The organism is Bacteroides sp., from assembly GCF_028690125.1.
In the GTDB taxonomy this organism is placed as follows: Bacteria; Bacteroidota; Bacteroidia; order Bacteroidales; family Bacteroidaceae; genus Bacteroides.
Genome location: NZ_JAQVBV010000007.1, coordinates 19,410 through 42,796, shown reverse-complemented (window position 1 = coordinate 42,796; position 23,387 = coordinate 19,410). Strand labels below are relative to the sequence as shown.

Below are 23,387 nucleotides of genomic sequence, written 5' to 3'. Positions count from 1 at the left end.
GTTATCCTTGGTATTTCTTGAGTGCTTCCAACAATGTGTCATTTTCCACACGCGTGCCAACCGTTACACGTAAGCAATTACCACACAAGGAAATAGAATTGCGATTACGTACAATGATTCCTTCTCCAACCAGATAATTGTAGATTTTTACAGCATCTGTAACCTTAGCCAGAAAGAAGTTTGCATCGGAAGGGAACATTTTAACAGTGCAGGGAAACTGCTCAAATTCCTTTTCCAAATAATCTCGTTCTTCTTTCAAGGTTCTCACCCAACGTTCTATTTCATCATATTTATGCAACATAGAAATTGCCTGTTGCTGGGTGAGCTGATTTACATTATATGGATATTTGATTTTACTAAGGATACCAATAATCTCTTCGGATGCAAAAGCCATCCCCAGACGAATGGCAGCGCATCCCCATGCTTTTGAAAACGTCTGGAAAACAATCAGATTCGGATACCGGTTTAATTCTTCCAAAAAAGAAGGAGCTTCAGAGAAATCATTATAGGCTTCATCCAGAATAACCAAACCATCAAATTCGCGAAGTAGTTTTTCTATTTCGGTGCGAAGTAGATCATTCCCCGTCGGATTATTAGGTGAACACAAGAAAATAAGTTTGGTATGGTCATCTGCAGCAGCTAGCAATTTATCTGCTGTAAACTGAAAATTGTCATCCAACAATACTTTACGATATTCTACATCATTCACATCTGCACAGACCTGATACATACCATAAGTCGGATCAATAGCCACTACATTATCCTTGGCGGGTTCACAGAACGCACGAAACACCAAATCAATGGCTTCATCACTACCATTTCCCAGAAAAATATGTTCAGGAGATACCTTCTTAATCTTCGACAATTCTGTTTTCAGATCCCATTGCATCGGGTCCGGATAGCGATTATGAGGTAAATTATACGGGTTTTCATTAGCATCCAAGAAAACAGAAGCCGTAACTCCTTTATATTCGTCACGTGCCGAAGAATATGGTTTCAGTTTCCATATATTCGGTCGGGTTAGTTCTTGTAACGTTTTCACTTTATTATTCTTTTAATTACTGAATCTACTTTACCAATCACTAAAACTTTTATTTCAAGGAATCCAGACGAACTGTTACTGCATTTTTATGTGCATCCAAATGTTCGTTGGCTGCCATTTCTTCAATAGCAGGACCTATAGCTTGTATTCCTTCCGAAACAATTTCCTGAAAAGTTATTTTACGAATAAAACTATCGAGACTTACCCCGCTATATGCTTTTGCATAACCGTTAGTAGGCAGGGTATGATTAGTACCGGAAGCATAATCGCCTGCACTCTCAGGAGTCAAAGAGCCCAAGAAAACAGAACCGGCATTAGTAATACGCTCAGCTACTTCCAGATAGTTTTCTGTTTCAATAATCAAATGCTCCGGTGCATACGCATTCGTTAATTCCAATGCTTCCTCCAAATCACGAACAAGAATCAGTTTACTATTTTCCAATGATTTCTCTGCTATTTCCCGACGAGGAAGTTTCGCTAACTGGCGTTCTACCTCGGTAACTACTTCTGCCTGAAGTTTTTCTGATGTAGTAATCAGCATTGCCTGGCTATCTACTCCATGTTCAGCTTGCGAAAGAAGGTCAGCTGCAACAAAAATGGGGTTAGCAGACGCGTCTGCCAATACCTCCACTTCAGAAGGACCGGCCGGCATATCAATTGCAACATCCCGCAAGCTCACTAATTGCTTGGCAGCGGTGACATACTGATTACCCGGACCAAAGATCTTATAAACTTTAGAAATACTTTCTGTTCCATAAGCCATTGCAGCAATAGCCTGAACTCCACCGGCCTTAAATATTTTACTCACACCTGCCAATTGAGCCGCAAAGAGAATAGCCGGATGAATATTTCCATTCTTATCCGGAGGAGTACAAAGAACAATCTCTTTACACCCGGCAATTTTAGCCGGAACAGCTAACATTAGTACAGTAGAAAAAAGTGGGGCTGTACCTCCGGGAATATAAAGTCCGACTTTCTCAATACCTACCGCTTTTTGCCAACAAGTAACTCCATTCATTGTTTCAACCTTCTTCCCGACAAAACGCTGGGAAGCATGAAACGTTTCTATGTTTTGTTTTGCCAAAGAGATAGCAGCCTTTAACTCATTGCTTACTTTGTCTTCTGCCTCTTTAATCTCTTCCGGAGTCACAGCCAATGCCGATAAAATAGCTTTGTCAAAAGTTGCTTCATATTCCAAAACAGCTTTATCACCTTCCGCTCTTACCTTATCAATTATGGTACGGACTGTATCGAACAGATTTTCCGTATTCAATGCCGGACGTTTCAAAAGTTCCGGCCATTGTTCCTTTGAGGGATATTTTATTAATTTCATTCTTACACAATCATTTTCTCAATTGGTAATACCAAAATACCTTCTGCTCCCAGACCTTTCAACTTGCCGATAATTTCCCAAAAGCGTTTTTCGTCCAATACAGTGTGAACAGAGCACCAACCTTCTTGTGCCAATGGCATAACTGTGGGGCTTTTCATACCAGGCAATACATCAATTATCTCTTCCAGTTTATCTTTCGGAGCGTTCATCAATACATATTTCTTATCCTCAGCAGTTTTCACTGCATTCATGCGGAATAACAGTTCTTCGAGGACTTCTTTTTTCTCATCACTCATGTTTTTGTTTCCAATCAGCAATGCTTCAGACTTCATTACGACTTCTACTTCTTTCAAACGATTGCTGACCAACGTTGAGCCGGAACTAACAATGTCGAAAATTGCATCCGCCAGTCCAATTCCCGGAGAAACTTCTACAGAGCCAGTTATTACATGAATTTCTGAATTTACTCCATTAGCTTTCAGGAAGTTTTTTAAAATTACCGGATAAGAAGTAGCAATTTTTTTTCCATTAAACCAAGACAGCCCCGGATATTCGATATCTTTTGGCATAGCTAATGACAAACGGCACTTACTGAATCCTAATCTTTTAATGATTTCAGCATCTTCTTCTTTTTCCATAAATTCATTTTCACCGACAATACCCAAATCTGCTACACCAGTAGCGACTGTTTGTGGAATATCGTCATCACGAAGAAACAAAACTTCGATAGGGAAATTGGAAGATTGTACCAACAAGGTACGTTTGGTTGTACTCAACTTGATATCTGACTCTTCTAAAAGTGCCATTGTCTCTTCGAAGAGACGTCCTTTGGCTTGTACTGCAATTCTTAACATGACTTTATTTTATTATTAATTTATAAATTACATTTGAGAAATAAAAAAGGCTTACCGTATTCGGCAAGCCTTCGTTATCGTTATAGAGTTATACACAATATCATCTACGCCCACCGAGTTATTCGTTAGGAAAATGATGATGATGATGTGTAGCTGTATATTTCATATTTCTTCTGTTTACTGCGACAAAAATATAGTATTTGTTTGATACTTCCAAACAATTATCACAAAAAGTTCGGTTTTAATTTCAAATTAAAGGTAGTATCTCTTCCGGCTCTACATCACATTGTGAAAAATGCATTTCATTTTTTACTTTTTCCGGAGGAAAAGTGAAGTAAGTGCAAACTGCTTCTGTACAGAGTTCTCCATCCTCATTATATAGTTTCGCTTCGATAATTACAAGATTCCGCTTGACTTCTTTTATAGATGCCCGCAATACTATATGAGAATCTTTTGTATCAATTGGTTTCCGATAACGTGTTTCCATTTTCGAAGTAACACCTGTAATCTGTAATTTACGAAGCACGGCCCATGCACAAATTTCATCCAACAGAACAGCCTGGATACCCCCATGTAAGGTATTAATCCAACCTTGATAATCAGGACGTGGCTTCCAAATACTTATTATCTCGTCACCGTCTTCATAAAATTCCATCTTCAAGCCGGCTTCATTAGTTGGAGCACAGCCGAAACAATTGTATCCCTCCAAACCTTTCCAAGGATTTATTATTTTCTTCATACTCTTACTTCAATTAGATTTTATTTCCCAAAGATAAGCAAAATATAAAAATGAGAACAATTTCTATCAAATTAGTTTCGGAGTGCACGAATAGCATAGGCCTTATCAGCCCCTACATTTCCAGAAGAAATTTCATCACTGTTACTTTTCAACGTCATTACCGTTTCAGGAATACCACCCGAATCATCCATAGTCCAATATGCCGAATATCTTCCTACATAGTCAGCAATTTTACCTGAAGCATACCACATACCTACAGGTAATGCATTGAAACCAGATAAATTAGTTGCTTCACCCAAAACTGTTCCACCTGTTATAAGTCTCCAATTTCCAGACTTTAACAAAGAACCGGCTCTATTTTCTCCCAAATAATTCTTTAATAAATCCCAATCATTCCAAGTTGGAATCTTCCAATCAGCGGGTAATAATTTATTAGTCAAAACAGCATTAGGACTATAAAAATAATTCCCATTATTGGATAAATATCCAATCGCTCCATCTGACATATCCATTAATTCAAAAATAGCATCTCCATTAGTATATCTTGTAGCTTCCAGATTACTTCTCATCCAATATTGTGTTCCAATTTTCACAATCGGATATTTATGAATTGACTCTCCACGAACATCACAAAACATATCGGGAGAAACAGACAATAGATTTTCCGTAGGAGTTACAGACATATAATTTTGTCCACCGGACAATACAAAAAGATAATTTCTCAATTCCAGTATTCCCGGATTATATACCAATGAATGATTTTCCATATTCCATGCTACAGTTCCTCCGTGCACATTTCCCGAATGTCCCAATAGTTGTAAAACAACCCCTTTTGTTAAATCAACCGTATAATCGGATTTCATGGGATAGGCCACAATCGCACAAGAAGCAAAATCTGAAGTTGTAATGTATTCTTTGCAAATCTCTGCAACTTGTTGTCTACCTCTCATGACCTTATATACGCTAGATTCTTCAAAAGTTAATTTCGATATGTCCACACAACCATATACAATTCCTGCTTCTGACTGATCTGTACCAGTTTCATCCCATTTGCCTATTTCTCCATTTAAAGTACCAATCAAAACATCCTGTACAGGAATAAAGGTTATCTCAAGTTCTCGCTGTTTTCCGCTTTCCATCTCCAAAGTAGAAGGTAGCAGACAACGATACTCTTTTCCTCCAACTTTCAATGTTATATACTGATAATGATCTTTTGTTTTCTGTGGAATCAAAATAACCTCTTTACCAATCAGACGATTTTCTTTTATCGTCCACTCACCCATAGGAATTACACCTTTCTCGTCGGTATATTCTGTATAAGATTCATTCTGAAAATCATAAACGGCTTTTGTAAAGAAACCTTCCACAGTAAGTTGTGGATCGGCATCACGCAACTCCTCCAGAGTAATCCCTTCACCTGGAACGATAACTATATTCAACCGAAAAAATTTATGATTATAGAACAAAGCAACAGGCGCAGTACTAGCCTGAAGTTCACCGGAAGATGCAACCAGAAAATCAGAATGAGAATAATTTTCAGGAAGTTCCTGTTCTGTTTCTACAGATACCTGCATGGTAGTTTTTCCTATAGCTATCCCATCTTTATTATAGGGATAATAGCTGATTAAATTTACTGCTACTCCATCATCAGGATAATATACTGTCTCTCCGGTTTCAAACACATCATTCTCAGATCGCTTAAAGAGAAAGTTATCCACATATCGTTCTTCTGTTAAAGTTGTTGAACCCACCAAAGCAAACAATCCGACTGTATCTCCTTTATCAAAAGTATTATTGGAAATACGTGTTTTAACTACTTTATGAATATTAGCTGTGAACTTTAATGGAATACTTTCACTATCGACAACATTTTCTTTATCGCTAGAAAAATGATTCACACAAGCTGTTATGAAAAAAGGAAGAATTAAAATTAAGCCGATTCCCCTACTTCGGCTATAAAACACCTTCATATTGTTCATATTTTAAATGTTAATTAAAAATTTCTGATTAAGCAGAAGGTAGGACATAAAAGGAAGTATTCGCTTCGGTCATGAGATATCATACAACACATCTGTTGTATCTGTTGAATCACAAAAATTAGCATTTCATTTTGAAATGTTGTAACAAAAGTAAATTTTATAATTCAAATAAAGACACATTTTTCTTAAAAAAGTTTTTATTTATATATAACATACAAATAATCAGTTCATTAATATTTATGTAAGAAAATAGACGAAAGAAAAACATACATTATTATATAATCAGGGATAATATTTTAAAAGGAATATCCCACTTCTACTCCAATAACATGTTTACCTTTCGGAGATTCATATTGATAACAATAGAACGCATCTAATGACCAACGCTTAGCCAAATCAATCTCAACTCCAGGACGGTAACGCATACGAGCGGCTCTCCAAAAAGGAGCATCATCCAGACTTTGATAGATCTCAACAGAGAAATAGGGGGAAACGATTCCCTTTGAGGGAGCATAAGCGAGTTTTAAACGGGAGCGTAAGCGAGATTGCGAATTACCGCGATCAAAAGTCTGCTGAAATCTTTCCCTCAAAGAGACTGCTAACCATTGATAACGAAAATTTACTGTAGCTCCCATATAATAACGATGCCTGAACTTCCAGTCCAATTCACCTAGATTCCGATGATGAAGCTCATATCCTACATCCATTTTCAAAAAAGAACAAGCTTTGTATTCTCCTCCAACAGCAAGCCCCCAACGATCAATCATGCTTATATCATCCTTTGTCCGAAGTTCAAGTCCACCTAAAACAGAAAACCGAGAGTCTATTTTATGATTTATCTTTAACTTTGTCCATGTAGTAAAATCATCTTTCTGAGCACGCATTACAGAAGTTACTCCAAGAATGCACACAAGCAACAACGTTCTAATTGTAAGTATATTATTCATTATTTATAAGATTAAAAGCACAAAGATAATAAATTTATAATCGACAAAGAAAAAACATAATCCTGAAATAATTCTGAAAAAGGAATCTACTATGAAACCTGATATAATACAATCTCATTAAAAAAAAGTTCTCTCTTTCTTATTATTTCGTATTCAAAACTTTGTCTTCTATCCAATTGTTATCCAATAAAAGATATTAAACCAGATACCTTAAAGTTCTACTATAAAAGGAAAGAGAAAGATGAAAAAAGTAATAGACAGAGCCTCATCAAGAGGCTATTTCCATCATGGTTGGCTTAAAACATATCATACGTTCTGTTTTGCCAACTACTACAATCCGGAGAAGATTCATTTCGGTGCACTACGTGTATTAAACGATGATAGTGTAGCTCCCTCTAAAGGATTCGATACACATCCACATAAAAATATGGAAGTAATTTCTATCCCACTAAATGGATACCTAACACATGGTGATAGTGTACAAAATACAAAAACAATTACTCCCGGAGATATTCAAGTGATGAGTACAGGAAGTGGCATCTATCACAGTGAATTTAACGGAAGTGATAAAGAACAATTAGAATTTCTGCAAATATGGATATTCCCCAAAATTGAAAATACTAAACCGGAGTACAATAACTTTGATATTCGGTCACTATTGAAACCTAATGAATTATGTCTAATTTTGTCTCCGGATGGTAAGACTCCAGCTTCTATCAAACAAGATGCTTGGTTTTCTATGGGTAACTTCGATACAGAAAAAATAATCGAGTATAAGATACATCAGGAGGGAAACGGAGTTTATATCTTTGTGATTGAAGGAGAAATTAGTGTAGCAAAAGAACGCCTAACAAAGCGTGACGGTATTGGTTTATGGGATACCAAAGGATTTCCGATTCATGTAACTAAAGGAACTCAACTCTTAGTTATGGAAGTACCTATGTAGCATAATCTTTGTCTCCGGACATTAAAGCTAAACCAAAGTTTCCAATATAAAATTTACCCCTGCCACAATATTGAACTGCACTCCTAAAGTTTTGTGTCCAACTTTTGGGGTGCAGTTCAATCTTTTAAAACAACACTTAAATATAGCTTGTTTATGATTTAATATCAGAGATATTATTTTTTCTCTTTTTTGTAATTGTCCAAACCTGTCATCAAGAAATCAATATACTTAGAAATATCTTCATCATAAGCATATGATTTATTCAACGGTTTACCTTCATTATCCAACAACACATAGAAAGGTTGTGCATTAGCACCAAATTTTACACGCTGTAAATAACTCCACTTATCTCCTACTGTACGCAATGTACGTTCTTTACCATTTTCAATAACCTTAATAGGTTCCGGCAATGGTTCCTTTTCATCCACATACAATGATATTAATACATAATCGTCATTGATGATATTGCTTACTTTAGAATCTGTCCATACGGCAGCCTCCATCTTGCGACAATTAACACAACCGTTTCCAGTAAAATCAATCATAACCGGTTTACCTTGTTGAAGGGCATATTCCATACCTTTCTCATAATCTTTGAATTTAGGATGTACCTCATTCTCATATAAATTAAAGTCTTGTGTATGCATAGGAGGTGCAAAAGCGCTTACAGCTTTTAAAGGTGCTCCCCACAATCCAGGTATCATATACACAGCAAAAGCCAAAGAAACAAGTGCCATGAAAAAACGGCTTACTCCTACTTTATTGTTATCATCATCATGCGGAAATTTAATTTTACCAAGCAGATATAAACCTAGCAAAGCAAAAATCACAATCCACAAAGCCAAGAAGGTTTCACGGTCAAGTATTCTCCAACCGTATGCCAGATCGGCAACAGACAAAAATTTTAGGGCAAATGCCAATTCTAAGAAACCTAAAGTCACCTTAATAACATTCATCCATCCTCCCGACTTAGGCATCGATTTCAGCCATGATGGGAAAAGAGCAAACAAAGTAAACGGTAAAGCTAAAGCAATAGCAAAGCCCAGCATTCCAATAGCAGGAGCAACCACACTACCCGTTGTAGAAACTTCTACCAGCAAAAAGCCGATAATCGGACCGGTACAAGAAAAAGATACTAATGACAAAGTGAAAGCCATCAGGAAAATACTCAATAACCCAGTGGTTGATTCTGCTTTACTATCGACCGCAGTACTCCACTTTGCTGGTAAGGTAATCTCAAAAGCTCCGAAAAAAGAAGCTGCAAAAACTACTAACATCAGGAAGAAGAGAATATTAAATACTGCATTCGTAGATAAAGCATTCAAAGCACTCGCACCAAAAATCAGTGTAATAGCCACGCCTAATGTTACATAAATCACTACGATAGATGCACCATAAGTCCACGCATCGCGAATACCTTTCTTTTTATCCTTACTACGTTTCAGGAAAAAGCTTACAGTCATCGGAATGATTGGCCATACACAAGGAGTAAACAGAGCCAATAATCCACCAAAGAAACCTGTTATAAAAATATAAATCCATGAAGAATCCTTGCTATGCTCTTCACCTAATGCTTGTAATTCACTAATTACCGGTTTCCACCAATCGGAAGAAGCCACAGCGGGCGAAATAGCAGCAGTTGAATCAACAACTGCCGGCATCAAATCCACCATTGCAATGGTATCTTTAACTTCTTCTTTAGTAGTTACCTCGTTCCCCCCCCCAAGTTTTGCAGGTTCAACAACAGGAGTGCCTGATGCAGTATTAGCTTTCGATTCACCGGAAAATTTAAACGGCACATCTGTTGGAGGCAAACAATTTTCATCATTACAAGCACCATATTGCATATAACCTTCAATAGAATATGCTCCTCCAGTCAATTTTATTTTCTGAACAAACTGTGCTGTATTCTCAAAGTACCGCACATTCATTTCAAAAAGCTTATCAAAAACTGCAACTTCTTTGCCTACAGGTTTCAGCTTACCCACAACTTCAATACCCGATTTACTATCTATATTAAATGTTGCAGAAATAGGACCTCCATCACCTAAATCTGTAGAATAAACATGCCATCCTTTATCAATGGTTGCCGTAAAAACAATCTCCGCATCTGTACCAGGCAACGTTTTCAACTCTGTCTTAAACTTTACAGGCTCCTGAATCTGGGCCTGCACCATTCCCATTACTAAACAGAGTAACAGTAGAGAAAATAGCTTTTTCATTTTAATTTCTATAAAAAGTTAGAATTCATAATCTACGCACACACGACTTTCTTTTGTCTCCGCCAAGATTTTTCCGGCAGCAACATGATCAGGATGCGTTGCATATACCTTAACGTCTTCCAGTGTGTCAAATTCACTGTTGAGTGCTATGTTCCAAGTTTCACCCGGATTGATATTCAACCCAACTTCAATTTTACGAATCACAGAGATTTTAGAAGGAAGAGATTCAATAGCCGCTTTGAATTTATTCATTACGACTAGTTTCTCTGCTTCTGGAACATTGTCTTTTAACTTAAATAATACAATATGTTTTACCATTACGTTGTTATTTTAATGAATTGTTTCTATATTTGTCTTGTTAAAGCATTCTATTAACAATGCAAATTTACCTTTTTTAGTTCAAATAATACTATAAAGAGATGTTAATTATCGGAATAGCAGGTGGAACAGGCTCTGGAAAGACCACCGTCGTAAAAAAAATCATTGAAAGTCTCCCTGTAGGAGAAGTAGTACTGTTGCCACAAGACTCATACTACAAAGATAGCAGCCATGTTCCCGTTGAAGAGCGTCAAAATATAAACTTCGACCACCCTGACGCCTTCGAATGGAGCCTACTTTCGAAACATATCACGATGTTGAAAGAGGGTAAAAGTATAGAACAACCTACTTACTCCTATCTGACTTGTACCCGCCAATCCGAAACTATTCATATTGAACCAAGAGAGGTCGTTATTGTTGAAGGTATACTTGCACTTTGTGACAAGAGATTGCGCAACATGATGGATCTTAAAATCTTTGTAGATGCTGACCCGGATGAGCGCTTGATTCGTGTAATCCAAAGAGACGTCATTGAACGAGGTCGTACAGCAGAAGCTGTTATGGAGCGTTATACTAGAGTATTAAAACCCATGCATTTGCAATTTATCGAACCATGCAAACGTTATGCTGACCTAATAGTGCCGGAAGGCGGAAGCAATCAAGTTGCTATTGATATATTGACAATGTATATCAAGAAACATTTGAAAAACGAAGAATGAAAGTAAAGGAATGTAAATTAAGTGCCAAATTACTCATCTTATCACTGTTTCTCATCCTTGTTTATTGCTTATTCGGATGTCGAAATAAGCACCATAACGGAGAAGAAGGAGCAGATCGTGATCTCACGCAAATAAAAGATAGTGGCGAGTTGGTAGTATTGACACTTTACAGTTCTACTTCCTATTTTATTTATCGAGGTCAAGAGATGGGATTTCAGTATGAGCTTAGTGAACAGTTTGCAAAAAGTCTGGGAGTAAAACTCAGAATAGAGGTTGCCGATAATGTCCACGAATTAATACAAAAATTATTGGCAGGCGAAGGTGATATGATTGCTTATAATTTGCCGATAACCAAAGAATGGAAAGACAGTCTTATATATTGTGGCGAAGATGTTATTACTCATCAAGTCATCGTGCAACAAGGAAACGGAAAAGAAAAGCCTCTGAAAGACGTAACAGAATTAATCGGTAAAGATATTTACATAAAACCTGGAAAATATTATGACCGTTTGGTTAATTTGAATAACGAATTAGGTGGTGGTATTCTGATTCATAAAGTCACCAATGACAGTACCTCGACCGAAGATTTGATAACACAAGTTGCCCAAGGAAAGATTCCATACACAGTAGCAGATAATGATTTGGCAAAATTAAATAAGACTTATTATCCTAATCTCAATATTGATTTATCTATCAGCTTCGACCAACGTTCATCATGGGCTGTACGTAAAGATAGTCCCGAACTGGCTGCTGCAGCCAACAAATGGCATAAAGAAAACATGACATCTCCTGCTTATACAGCAAGTATGAAACGTTATTTTGAGAATAGCAAAATGATGCCTCACTCTCCTATTCTTTCATTAAAAGAGGGAAAGATTTCTCATTATGACCCATTATTCAAAAAATACGCCAAAGAAATCGGATGGGATTGGCGTATGCTTGCATCGCTGGCTTATACAGAATCAAACTTTGATACAACGGCTGTGTCTTGGGCTGGAGCGAAAGGACTGATGCAATTAATGCCTGCAACTGCAAGAGCTATGGGAATACCTCGCGGTAAGGAGCAAAACCCGGAAGAAAGCATTAAGGCAGCTATTAAATATATCATGACTACTGACCGTAGTTTCAGTATGATTCCAGATGAACAAGAGCGACTTAACTTTATTCTTGCATCTTACAATGCTGGTTTAGGACATATCTATGACGCAATGGCATTAGCTGAGAAATATGGAAAAAACAAATTAGTCTGGAAAGATAATGTAGAAAACTTCATCCTTCTTAAAAGTAATGAAGAATACTTCACTGATCCCGTCTGTAAAAATGGATATTTCCGCGGTATTGAGACTTATAATTTTGTACGTGATATAATGTCACGCTTTGATTCTTACAAGAAAAAAATCAAAGCGTAAAATCAATCAGTTATCAAGAGCGAAGTCACCAGAACTATTGATGGATCATTTATCTTTTGGAAGTCACCAAACTAACTACAATGATCGCAATTACAGATAATGGCAATGCAAATAATATAGGGTCAATCACCGGAAACGGATAAGTTTCAATCAACACATCACGCCCAAAAATGGCTTTACAAATACCCAATGCAGCAGATTCTTTCTGATGCAAGAATACTAAGGCCAAGAGGCTTCCAATTGTTCCCACCCATAAGCTTGCCATCACAGCCTGTTTAGTTGCACGTTTCCAGTAAAGTGCACAGAAATAAGCCGGAAGAAAAGCAGCTGCACAGATTCCCATAAAGATAGAAGTACCGCGAGCAATGATATCATTCGGTAACATATAGCAAATGATATAACTTACCAAAATAGAGAAAAGTACACCTAAACGAATGACATTCGTCAGTTTACCACGTGAACGTGGTTTATAAGTTCCATAAATGTCCGATCCGACCGAAGCTCCCATAGTATGAAATTGAGAACTCAACGTAGACATACTTGCAGAAAGAATGCATAACATAAAAAGTGCTGCAAACCAATCGGGCATTGCTTTATTAATAAAATAAGGAATAATCTTATCAATATCTTTCACGACCTCAGTAGCAACTGCACCTTCAGTTTTCAGAAAGAAAAGGTTGCTCAATGCTCCAGCATGGTAGATAGCACCTACCGTAATAATCAGAAAGAAACAGCCGATAAAAACGCCACGGTTTAACTGTTTACTACTTTCCACTGTCATAAAACGAACAACCAACTGCGGCTGTGCCAAACATCCTATTCCAACTCCCAAAATCAGTGAGGTAACTAATGAGTACCATTGAGGTGATCCCATCACTGGCATAGTCGTCCATCCCTGATGTCCTAAGGCTTTAAACTTTTCCGGCACCAAATGTGATATATTACCCAGTTCTTTATTTGCCTGAACAAAATTCATATCGAGCACTTGATACAAAGAAAAAAGTAGGAATAGCATACAAGCAAACATAATAACACCCTGCAAAGCATCGGTATACATAACTCCTTTCATACCTCCTGCTATCACGTAGGCAGCAATGACTAATGTAAATATCAATAATGATACATTAAAATCTATCTGGAAAATCTGCTCTATAAACACGGCACCTCCTTTCATTACCACAGCAGCATAAAGTGGCATTCCTAAGAAAATAACAGCAGCAATAAATACCTGTATATTACGTGAACGGAAATGACGTCCCAGCAATTGAGGGAAAGTACTGACATTCAGTTTAGCACCCATACGCCGAGTTCGCAAACCAAAAAAGATAAAGGCAATAACCACACCGACAAACATATTTAAAAAGCAAAGCCACTGAATACCCATTCCAAATGCAGCAGCCACACCACCAAATCCTACAATTGCGGAAGCTGAAATAAACGTTGCTCCATATGAAAGTGCCATCACAATAGGATTCATCTGTCGCCCACCTACCAAATAGTCGCTGGCAGTCGTAGTTTTTTTATACCCTAAAAAACCAAGATAAGCTAGTGACAGCAAATAAACTATCACAATCAAGCCGAGTGTAAACGTATTCATCGTGTTTTATCTTTTTCGTCGTCTTTATTCCAATATTTCAGCCCAAACCAGGCAGAAAAAATCACGCACACTACCGAAAGCAGGTAGGGTAAAATAATTAAAGGATCATCTATTCCAAACATTTGCGTATCAGATATTAATTAATTAAAGCGCAAATGTAAGGAATTTATTGAAAAGATAAAATTTTTGTTTACTAATACAGATTATAATGTATCTTTTTCTCGTCAAACTTATGTTTCGGTTGTTCTTTTGTAGCAGGATAGCCAAAAGGTATAACACAAAGCGGAAGAATATTTTCTGGTAAAGCGGTATATTTGCGAACAACCTGCATACGATCTTCATAAGGATAAGCAGCCGTCCAAACAGCACCCAGTCCCAAGCTCTCTGCAGCCAGCAATATATTTTGTGCAGCAGCTGAACAATCTAAATACCAATAAGACGAACGTGTAGAATCTCCACAAACAATAATGGCGTTACGGGCTTGTGTCAGCATCTTCGCATAAGGAAGAGCGACAGCCATAGAGTCCAGTACAGCACGGTCAGACACTAAGATAAATTCCCAAGGACGAGTATCCTTTCCTGATGGTCCTGACATACCGGCACGAAGCATTAAATCTATTTTTTCTTTCTCTACTCCTTTATCCAAATAAGTGCGAACACTCTTGCGGGCAAAAATATTATCCAAAACAGGATTTACCGCGCTTGTTCCCTCCTTCTGTTCTTCTGATGAAGAACAAGAGACTACAATAACTACTGTCATTATAATATATATGAAAGAAAAAATCTTTTTCATTAGAACTTATATATTAAAATAAATTCAACTTATTCTTCTGGGCTTCTTCCAATGAAACGGTTTCACGACGTAGCAAGCCACTCTTTTCACGAAGTTGCTGATATTCCCTTTCCAATTCACTTACTAATTCCGATTTAGCCTGTTGGTTTAACAACCGTGCAGCAACGCCGGCATTCTGAGAAGCATCCTTCAAATGTACTACCGGAGCATGATAAACAGGAGCAATCTTCAATGCAGTGTGCATTTTTGAAGTAGTAGCGCCACCGATGAGTAGAGGAATGTCCAAACCAGCTTTCTCCAATTCGCCGGCTACGTGCGCCATCTCCTCCAAAGAAGGTGTTATCAAACCGCTAAGTCCAATCATATCGACTTTCTCTTCAATAGCGCGCTGAATGATCTTTTCCGCAGGAACCATCACACCTAAATCCACAATCTCATAACCATTACAAGCCATAACCACTGCCACAATATTTTTTCCAATGTCATGCACATCACCTTTAACAGTAGCTAATAGTACTTTCCCGGCAGAACTGGTACCCTCTACTTTTTCTAATTCAATAGTTGGTTGTAAGATAGCAACAGCTTTCTTCATGGTACGGGCAGTTTTTACAACTTGAGGTAGGAACATTTTACCTGCTCCAAAAAGTTCGCCCACATAATTCATTCCGTCCATCAAAGGTCCTTCAATCACATCAACCGCTTTATTGTAAAGAGGAAGTGCTTCTGCCAAGTCTTGCTCCAAATAGTCACCAATCCCTTTCATTAAAGCATATTTCAAACGCTCTTGCACAGATTCTTCCCTCCATGCATCTTGTTTGACAGCAGTTTGACCTGATGTACCGGTCATATCCAACTTTAAAGATTCAGCCAATTCAATGAGCTGTTCAGCCGCATCTGAACGACGATTCAAAATAACATCTTCTATCTTTTCCAGAATATCTGCAGGGATATCACTATAAAGCACTGAAGTCCCCGGATTCACAATCCCCATATCCATTCCCTGCTGAATTGCATAGTAAAGGAATACGGCGTGCATTGCTTCGCGTATATAATTATTTCCACGAAAAGAAAAAGAAAGATTACTTACTCCACCGCTAACATGTACTCCCGGAAGATTTTTTCTAATCCAGCCTGTTGCTTCAATAAAGTCTACAGCATAGTTGTTATGTTCCTCAATACCTGTAGCGACAGCAAGGACATTAGGATCGAATATAATATCGTGAGGATTGAAATTGATTTTATCGACTAAAAGACGATAAGCACGTTGGCAGACTTCTATCTTACGTGCTGCTGTATCCGCCTGTCCCTTCTCGTCAAAAGCCATCACTACAGCCGCAGCTCCATATTGTTTGATAATACGTGCATGTTCCAGAAATGTCTCTTCACCCTCTTTTAAAGAAATCGAATTGACAATCGATTTACCCTGAAGGCATTTCAATCCGGCTTCGATTACTTCCCATTTAGATGAATCGATCATTACAGGAACTCGAGCAATTTCGGGTTCAGACATGATCAGATTCAAAAAAGTTGTCATTTCTGTTTCAGCATCCAGTAAGCCGTCATCCATATTAATGTCAATAACCAAAGCACCATCTTCTACTTGCTGACGGGCAATGGTTAGAGCTTCTTCATATTTTTTCTCATTAATAAGACGGAGAAACTTACGCGAACCGGCAACATTACAACGTTCACCTATATTCACAAAGTTTATTTCGGGTTTCACCTCCAATAGTTCAAGTCCCGAAAGCCACATACAATCTGGTTCAGCAGCCGGAACATGAGGCTTAGCATCTTTTATCAAGGCTGAATATTCGGCAATATAAGCATCTGTGGTACCACAACATCCACCAATGATATTCACCAGCCCTTCATGAATATATTCTTTCACTTCATGAGCCATATCTTTAGGAGTCTGGTCATATTTCCCCAAGCTATTAGGGAGTCCTGCATTCGGATATGCACTAATATAATAAGGGGCGCGTGCAGCCAATTGTTCAAGAAAAGGTTTCAGCTGGCGAGCTCCAAATGAACAGTTCAAACCGACAGAGAGAATATTGGCATGTTGTACTGAAGCCAAAAAAGCCTCCAATGTTTGTCCGGACAATGTTCTACCGCCAATATCGGATACGGTAACAGACAGCATGATAGGAACTTCCACTTTGGTCATTTTCATGGCTTGTTCAGCTGCAAATATAGCAGCCTTCACATTCAACGTATCAAAGATCGTTTCAATCAATATTGCATCAACACCTCCTTCAAGCATAGCCTCTATTTGTTGCTGATAGGAAGTAGCCAACTCATGATAAGTCAAGGCACGAAAAGCCGGATTGTTCACGTCGGGACTCATAGAACAAGTTTTGTTAGTAGGTCCTACAGAACCAGCCACAAAACGAGGTTTGTCGGGGGTCTTTGCTGTATATTCATCTGCCAAGTCACGAGCCAGTTTCACTGCTGCCAGGTTCATCTCACGCACATACTCTTCTACGTGATAATCTGCCATAGAAACAGTAGTCGAACTAAATGTATTGGTCTCAATAATATCAGCACCAGCTTCCAAATACTTACGATGAATATCTTGAATAATGTCAGGACGAGTCAGGCACAATAAATCATTATTCCCTTTCAACAAACCGGGAATATGTGCGAAACGTTCATTACGGAAATCTTCTTCTTTGAGATTATATTGCTGGATCATGGTACCCATTGCTCCATCCAGAATGAGAATACGCTCAGGTATAATCTGGGAAATTGTCTTTTTCATCATTACCTTATACTTACTACCTATTAGCACTCTGCCATTTATTGATCACAGATCAAGAATAGCCAACCTTAGACTATAACTTTATTTTTCTTATCGTTTAAACATTCTTGCCATGTCCCGACGATCATCTTTTTCTTTTATTGATTCCCGTTTATCATATTCTTTTTTGCCTTTTGCCAAGGCTACAACCAGTTTCGCTAAACCTTTTTCATTGATAAACAGACGTTCAGGAACAATGGTAAAACCTGGATTTTTTGTTCCCTTCTGAAGTTTCTCTATTTCTTTTTTATTTAATAACAACTTCCTTTCTCTACGAGCCGTGTGATTATTATAGGAACCATAGAAATATTCGGTGACGTGCATATTCTTCACCCAAAGTTCACCTTTCACAAAATAACAAAATGTATCTACCAAACTAGCTTTGCCTAATCGGATAGATTTGATCTCGGTGCCTGTCAGCACTATGCCCGCCGTATAGGTTTCTACCAACTCATAATCAAACGTTGCACGTTTATTTCTTATATTTACAGAAGGTTGTTTCATCTTTGCATATTAATTAAGTATAGCCGTCAGCTTGTTGAATACAAATTGAATCACTGCTGGACATAGTATTAACAATACAGACAACAAAAGAGTGTATTTCAATCGTTGTTTTTCTCCCACTCTCATCATAATAGGAGCACCTTCCCACACCACATAAACGATGTAGAATTGCAATAACCAGGCAATAATTCTAAAATCAGGCAAAAGTCCGGTTACGATTTGTAGCAAGAAAGGTACGACAAGCGCATATCCGGCAAACTGTTGTGCTAATGACAGATTTGCCGACATACCAAACATCCTGGTCCCCATCTCATTAATAGCATAAGCGGCAAGGAAGTAACCTCCAAACAAGGCTACAGCTACGGCACAACAACTGGTCATAGCTACCTGAAAGCTCTCTGGGCCTCCCCATCCATTTGTCAGCAAAGAGCCAATGAAAACGGACAGACCACATAAACCAATCATAGGATAGACAAAGGTGATGAATACCTTTTGACTATCCTTTTCCATAGAAATTTCCTCCCAAGCTTTGGCCGGAGAGGAAATCAATTTCATTGCGATGTTAAATAATTCTTTGTAATTCAAAGTTTGTCGTTATATTTATATTCAAATGAAACGGGAGTTGTTGTTGTCGGAACTTCTCCATTTGAAAGAGAATTTTTCTGTATCTGAATAAAGATATTTGCCGGTAAACTTCCATATTTTATTTTGTATGCAGACAGAGCTTCTCTTATATTAAATGTCCTATAAGAAAAAGCTGTCAGAGCTTCTCCTGTTTCTTCAGATTTATGACGCAAATATAAAGTTAATCCTTCCTTCTCATCTTTACCTTTTAATTTATCTGTATAATATACCAGACTAAACTTATGTTTATCAAGGCTTTCTTTCGCATAGTACTGAATAGGTATTATCACATTATAATTATCAAACATTTGTGGCTTCAAATATTCATCTGAAATAGCTATTACAGGTTTATTAGATTTGTACTCATCACTTTCTTCATCCTTATTCATTTCCACAGGGTAAACTATATTGTCCGAAATCTTTTGTGCTGCATTAACAGTTATATTGATAGTTTTTGAATTCGGATCCACATCAGTCTTTGAATCATAAGTATAAACCATATATACAAAATCTCCTTCATTTACACCAGATAGCTCTGAGACAGCATTTTTTGTTACTAATTTGTAGCCGTCTATAGTTTGAAAAGTGACATAAGCAATCATGTTATCCGTTACTTTCACAACGTTATAACCCTGCCATGTGTTATTTTCATCTCCTTTCAAACAAGAAGTAACAGATACACCCATTAAAACAACCATTAAGGTCACTAAGAAAAATTTCATTTGTTTCATAAACAACATATTTTTAGATTTTGCAAAGATATAAATTCTAATTCATAATTAATAAATGCAATCATTTAAAAAATACTGCATCCATTACTTTCTTATTTTTGCAAAAAGTTCTAAATGATCATCCACATAACTAGCAATCGTTGCAGTTACCCGTTCTTCCATGTCCAGAAATTCTTCTTCCAGGTCATCAAAAGCCTCAAATTGCTCATACATTGCCATAAATTCGTCATCCGTCCGTTCCTTCTCCAAATCCTTGCGATTGGCATCAAAAATCTTCTTGGCTTTATACACTAATTTAGAAAAATCATCAGCTCCCCATAAGCGCATTACCTTCGCAAATGGATTATCAAATATGTATCCTCCATAGCCATTTTGAATCAACTGGCAGAATCCGCCAACCATTATTTCATCACGGAAGATCTGATAAGCTAACAATGAATGTTGCTCTCCCGTCAGTGAAGACATCGTTTCAGTAGTCAATTCACCGCCGATTATCTCTTTATATTTATCTGTAAATACTTGGATAAACTCATCCATTCCTTCACCTGCCGCAGTTTGTAAAGCTGCATCTGTAATCTCTATCATAGCTCTGTCCTATAAGTTTCGCAACAAAGCTACGAATTTTTATTCTATTTCTTATAATGATACTTCTATAATCTTACATAAACAGTTTTCCCCGGACGGACGTCCGGGGAAAACTGTTTATGTATGCAAATGCATTCCTAAATATACTCCTATTAAATAAGGTATAAGCCAAATACACCACACGACAATACTAAAACGATTGAAATGCTGCTTAGCCTTTGCAGAACCCTTTGCATATGTCCATATCGCCCATGAAGCATGCACAAACATCAAAAGGATAGCAATGGTCCCTGTCACAGTATGAACCTCATCATGCAAATGAGTCAGTTCTGCGATATGTTCCATCAAACTGGTCCCTACCGTATCGGCGATCAATCCCAACAAAAAGAAAACAATATGCCAGAATTTTAGTTTTTTTTGAATACGTTCTCCCCAAACACCAATCGTATAAAAAATCAATGCGGATGATATCACACAGATTGCTGCTATTAAATAATGTATGTCTACTTGATTTAGTTCCATATGATTTAATTTTCAGATAACAACAACCTTATGAACAGATAGTTCAATAAGGTTCAATCTTTCACAAATGTAATCCTGACTTTGCAAACAAAAGAAAAACGTAAACCTATTTCTCGCTTTTCATAAAAAAGTAATAAATGGCAATTTGCAGAAACAAATAAATCGACTACCTTTGTGGACGATTTAGAGAATCAAGACTACGTATTTTTAATTATATTATTTAAAAAAGAGCTAATTATGACTTATTCACACGAAGTGGAACACATGTGTGTTGTAAAGAAGGGCCCTAACCACGGACCGGCTCCCATACCCGAAGAAGGCAAATGGGTAAAATCAAAAGAAATCGTTGACATTTCAGGTTTGACACATGGTATTGGTTGGTGTGCTCCTCAACAGGGTGCTTGTAAACTGACTCTGAACGTTAAAGAGGGCATTATCCAAGAAGCTTTGATCGAGACTATCGGATGCTCCGGTATGACTCACTCAGCTGCTATGGCTGCTGAAATCCTTCCGGGTAAAACTGTCCTTGAAGCATTGAACACAGACTTAGTTTGCGACGCTATCAACACTGCTATGCGTGAACTGTTCTTGCAGATCGTTTACGGACGTACTCAGTCAGCTTTCTCAGAAGGTGGTTTGATTATCGGTGCTGGTTTAGAAGACTTAGGTAAAGGTCTGCGTAGCCAAGTAGGTACTCTTTATGGTACATTGGCTAAAGGTCCTCGTTACCTTGAAATGGCTGAAGGTTACATCAAAAATATCTTCTTGGATAAAAACGATGAAATTTGCGGATATGAATTCGTTCATATGGGTAAATTCATGGATGAAATCAAGAAAGGAACAGATGCTAACGAAGCATTGAAGAAAGTTACCGGTACTTACGGACGTGTAACAGAAGAACAGGGAGCAGTTAAACATATTGATCCACGTCACGAATAATATAAGGAGGAAAAAACTATGATTAGAGAAGTAAAATTCGAAAGCCAAGACCGTCGTATCAAAGGTATTATTGCTGCCTTGAACGCTAACGGCATCAAAGACATCGAAGAAGCTAATGCAATCTGCGAAGCTGCCGGACTTGATCCTTATAAAACGTGTGAAGAGACTCAGCCTATCTGTTTTGAAAATGCAAAATGGGCATACGTTGTAGGTACTGCTATTGCACTGAAAAAACACTGTTCAAACGCTGCTGAAGCCGCTGAAGCTATCGGTATCGGTTTGCAAGCATTCTGTATTCCAGGTTCTGTAGCTGACGACCGTAACGTTGGTATCGGTCATGGTAACTTGGCTGCTATGTTGCTGCGCGAAGAAACTAAGTGTTTCGCTTTCTTGGCAGGTCACGAATCATTCGCTGCTGCTGAAGGTGCAATCAAAATCGCTGCAAAAGCTGACAAAGTACGTAAAGAACCATTACGTTGCATCCTGAACGGTCTTGGAAAAGACGCTGCTCAGATTATCTCTCGTATCAACGGCTTTACTTATGTTCAAACTCAGTTTGATTACTTTACAGGTGAACTGAAAGTTGTTCGCGAAATCGCTTACTCTGACGGTGCTCGTGCAAAAGTAAAATGCTATGGTGCTGACGACGTTCGTGAAGGTGTAGCTATCATGTGGAAAGAAGGCGTAGATGTATCTATCACAGGTAACTCTACTAACCCAACTCGTTTCCAACACCCAGTCGCTGGTACTTACAAGAAAGAACGTGTTCTTGCTGGTAAACCATATTTCTCAGTAGCTTCCGGTGGTGGTACAGGTCGTACTCTTCACCCGGATAACATGGCTGCTGGTCCTGCTTCTTATGGCATGACGGACACAATGGGTCGTATGCACTCAGACGCTCAGTTCGCTGGTTCTTCATCAGTTCCTGCTCACGTAGAAATGATGGGATTCTTAGGAATTGGTAACAACCCGATGGTAGGTTGTACTGTGGCTTGTGCTGTAGACGTAGCTCAAGCTTTAGCTAAGTAATTTAAGTTACTTTTATATTTTATATAAGGAAGACGGAATTATATTTCGTCTTCCTATTTTTTTCAAACTATTGGAATAGCGTTTCCACTCATATATTTATAAAAGACATTTGAGCTTTTAGCTCTTATTATCTCATCTAAAAACCGCCAAATTGAAGAAATGCGAGAATAAGTACTTGGCAGTACCTCAGATGAATATAAGTCACGAATGGTTCTTCCTTTTTTATTTATAATACATTTAGGAAGACTTATCAAAGAAGAACTTCACCGCCAATAACATTCATTACCAGATTCGCAAATAGGCTATATTGGGACAGAACAAATATATACTCTATTTTAAAACGACAGAGTATTGACACAGAACTACTTTTGAGAACATCTATTATTTTAAAATACAATTTTCTCAAATATTATATTCAAGAATATAACAAATACATATAATGACAATCACCATATGATCAATAGACTAAAAAAATATCCCATAAAACCCATCCCAAACCTCTCTACTTTTTTATATTTTCTTAAAACAGTATTCTAATACAGTCCCTCATTGCAGTTTAGAATATTAAAGAAAGAATAACTAAGCGTGAATTAAATTCCACACATTTGTTATAATAATTACTACATTAAATATAATTTATATACTTATAGACAAATTACCTTTGTATCAAAATTAAATGCAATAAGTAAAGTTAATTATATAACTCAAGTCGAAAGCCCCTAAGCATTATAAATCTATAATATACAGTACTTTTT

The 23,387-nt window shown here is 37.6% G+C and carries 22 protein-coding genes; 5 read left to right on the top strand and 17 right to left on the bottom strand.

Annotated elements, in window-relative coordinates; all coding sequences use genetic code 11:
* Position 1 precedes the first annotated feature (1 nt).
* The 6 genes from hisC to PHO71_RS06410 form a co-directional block, all read right to left on the bottom strand.
* Positions 2–1,042 carry a histidinol-phosphate transaminase gene (hisC, locus tag PHO71_RS06435; protein WP_300200607.1) on the bottom strand — a complete coding sequence of 347 codons (1,041 nt, stop codon included), beginning with the start codon at positions 1,040–1,042 and terminating at the stop codon, positions 2–4.
* Positions 1,043–1,091: 49 nt separating this feature from the next.
* A complete protein-coding gene (gene hisD, locus PHO71_RS06430; protein ID WP_300200605.1) occupies positions 1,092–2,375 on the bottom strand; it encodes a histidinol dehydrogenase in 1,284 nt (427 codons plus the stop codon).
* A 2-nt stretch (positions 2,376–2,377) separates the two neighbouring features.
* Positions 2,378–3,229, bottom strand: coding sequence for an ATP phosphoribosyltransferase (gene hisG, locus PHO71_RS06425; protein ID WP_300200602.1), 852 nt, complete (start codon positions 3,227–3,229; stop codon positions 2,378–2,380).
* Between the two features lie 247 nt (positions 3,230–3,476).
* A complete protein-coding gene (locus PHO71_RS06420; RefSeq protein WP_300200599.1) occupies positions 3,477–3,968 on the bottom strand; it encodes a PaaI family thioesterase in 492 nt (163 codons plus the stop codon).
* A gap of 71 nt (positions 3,969–4,039) precedes the next feature.
* Positions 4,040–5,938 (bottom strand): fimbrillin family protein, encoded by a 1,899-nt coding sequence (locus PHO71_RS06415; RefSeq protein ID WP_300200931.1) that lies wholly within the window; start codon positions 5,936–5,938, stop codon positions 4,040–4,042.
* Positions 5,939–6,243: 305 nt separating this feature from the next.
* Entirely contained in the window at positions 6,244–6,894 is a 651-nt protein-coding gene (locus PHO71_RS06410; protein WP_300200596.1) for a DUF2490 domain-containing protein, read from the bottom strand.
* 241 nt (positions 6,895–7,135) lie between these two features.
* Here PHO71_RS06410 and PHO71_RS06405 point away from each other — a divergent pair, with 241 nt between their 5' ends.
* Positions 7,136–7,840 carry a pirin family protein gene (locus tag PHO71_RS06405; protein WP_300200593.1) on the top strand — a complete coding sequence of 235 codons (705 nt, stop codon included), beginning with the start codon at positions 7,136–7,138 and terminating at the stop codon, positions 7,838–7,840.
* Between the two features lie 173 nt (positions 7,841–8,013).
* On the opposite strand, the gene PHO71_RS06400 is transcribed toward PHO71_RS06405, so the two are convergent.
* Both PHO71_RS06400 and PHO71_RS06395 read right to left on the bottom strand, forming a co-directional pair.
* Positions 8,014–10,062: a cytochrome c biogenesis protein CcdA gene (locus tag PHO71_RS06400; RefSeq protein WP_300200590.1), complete on the bottom strand. Its 2,049-nt coding sequence runs from the start codon at positions 10,060–10,062 to the stop codon at positions 8,014–8,016.
* Between the two features lie 18 nt (positions 10,063–10,080).
* The gene (locus PHO71_RS06395; RefSeq protein WP_300200588.1) at positions 10,081–10,380 is read right to left on the bottom strand and encodes a Dabb family protein; all 300 of its coding nucleotides are present in this window, start codon (positions 10,378–10,380) and stop codon (positions 10,081–10,083) included.
* A gap of 101 nt (positions 10,381–10,481) precedes the next feature.
* Here PHO71_RS06395 and udk point away from each other — a divergent pair, with 101 nt between their 5' ends.
* Positions 10,482–11,099, top strand: a complete 618-nt coding sequence (udk, locus tag PHO71_RS06390) for a uridine kinase (protein WP_300200585.1) — start codon at positions 10,482–10,484, stop codon at positions 11,097–11,099.
* A complete protein-coding gene (locus PHO71_RS06385; protein ID WP_300200582.1) occupies positions 11,096–12,508 on the top strand; it encodes a transporter substrate-binding domain-containing protein in 1,413 nt (470 codons plus the stop codon). The genes udk and PHO71_RS06385 overlap by 4 nt, the downstream gene beginning before the upstream one ends.
* A 49-nt stretch (positions 12,509–12,557) precedes the next feature.
* On the opposite strand, the gene PHO71_RS06380 is transcribed toward PHO71_RS06385, so the two are convergent.
* From PHO71_RS06380 to PHO71_RS06345, 9 genes are all read right to left on the bottom strand, one after another.
* Complete coding sequence (locus PHO71_RS06380) at positions 12,558–14,105, bottom strand: sodium:solute symporter (RefSeq protein WP_300200579.1); 1,548 nt, start codon at positions 14,103–14,105, stop codon at positions 12,558–12,560.
* Positions 14,102–14,227: a symporter small accessory protein gene (locus PHO71_RS26170; RefSeq protein WP_367279885.1), complete on the bottom strand. Its 126-nt coding sequence runs from the start codon at positions 14,225–14,227 to the stop codon at positions 14,102–14,104. Before PHO71_RS26170 ends, PHO71_RS06380 begins: the two co-directional genes overlap by 4 nt.
* Positions 14,228–14,298: 71 nt before the next feature.
* Positions 14,299–14,898 carry a nitroreductase family protein gene (locus PHO71_RS06375; RefSeq protein WP_300200576.1) on the bottom strand — a complete coding sequence of 200 codons (600 nt, stop codon included), beginning with the start codon at positions 14,896–14,898 and terminating at the stop codon, positions 14,299–14,301.
* A 13-nt stretch (positions 14,899–14,911) separates the two neighbouring features.
* The gene (gene metH / locus PHO71_RS06370) at positions 14,912–17,659 is read right to left on the bottom strand and encodes a methionine synthase (protein WP_300200930.1); all 2,748 of its coding nucleotides are present in this window, start codon (positions 17,657–17,659) and stop codon (positions 14,912–14,914) included.
* A gap of 90 nt (positions 17,660–17,749) precedes the next feature.
* A complete protein-coding gene (gene smpB, locus PHO71_RS06365) occupies positions 17,750–18,202 on the bottom strand; it encodes an SsrA-binding protein (protein WP_300200573.1) in 453 nt (150 codons plus the stop codon).
* A gap of 9 nt (positions 18,203–18,211) precedes the next feature.
* On the bottom strand, positions 18,212–18,757 hold the full coding sequence (locus PHO71_RS06360) for a Yip1 family protein (RefSeq protein ID WP_300200929.1): 546 nt from the start codon (positions 18,755–18,757) through the stop codon (positions 18,212–18,214).
* 26 nt (positions 18,758–18,783) lie between these two features.
* Entirely contained in the window at positions 18,784–19,557 is a 774-nt protein-coding gene (locus tag PHO71_RS06355; protein ID WP_300200570.1) for a hypothetical protein, read from the bottom strand.
* An 84-nt stretch (positions 19,558–19,641) separates the two neighbouring features.
* Positions 19,642–20,142 carry a DMP19 family protein gene (locus PHO71_RS06350; protein ID WP_300200568.1) on the bottom strand — a complete coding sequence of 167 codons (501 nt, stop codon included), beginning with the start codon at positions 20,140–20,142 and terminating at the stop codon, positions 19,642–19,644.
* 117 nt (positions 20,143–20,259) lie between these two features.
* On the bottom strand, positions 20,260–20,664 hold the full coding sequence (locus PHO71_RS06345; protein ID WP_300200565.1) for an HsmA family protein: 405 nt from the start codon (positions 20,662–20,664) through the stop codon (positions 20,260–20,262).
* A 237-nt stretch (positions 20,665–20,901) separates the two neighbouring features.
* Between PHO71_RS06345 and PHO71_RS06340 the strand changes: the two genes are divergently transcribed.
* Positions 20,902–21,603, top strand: a complete 702-nt coding sequence (locus tag PHO71_RS06340) for a hypothetical protein (protein ID WP_300200563.1) — start codon at positions 20,902–20,904, stop codon at positions 21,601–21,603.
* Between the two features lie 18 nt (positions 21,604–21,621).
* Entirely contained in the window at positions 21,622–22,632 is a 1,011-nt protein-coding gene (locus PHO71_RS06335; RefSeq protein ID WP_300200560.1) for a GGGtGRT protein, read from the top strand.
* Positions 22,633–23,387: the final 755 nt, after the last annotated feature.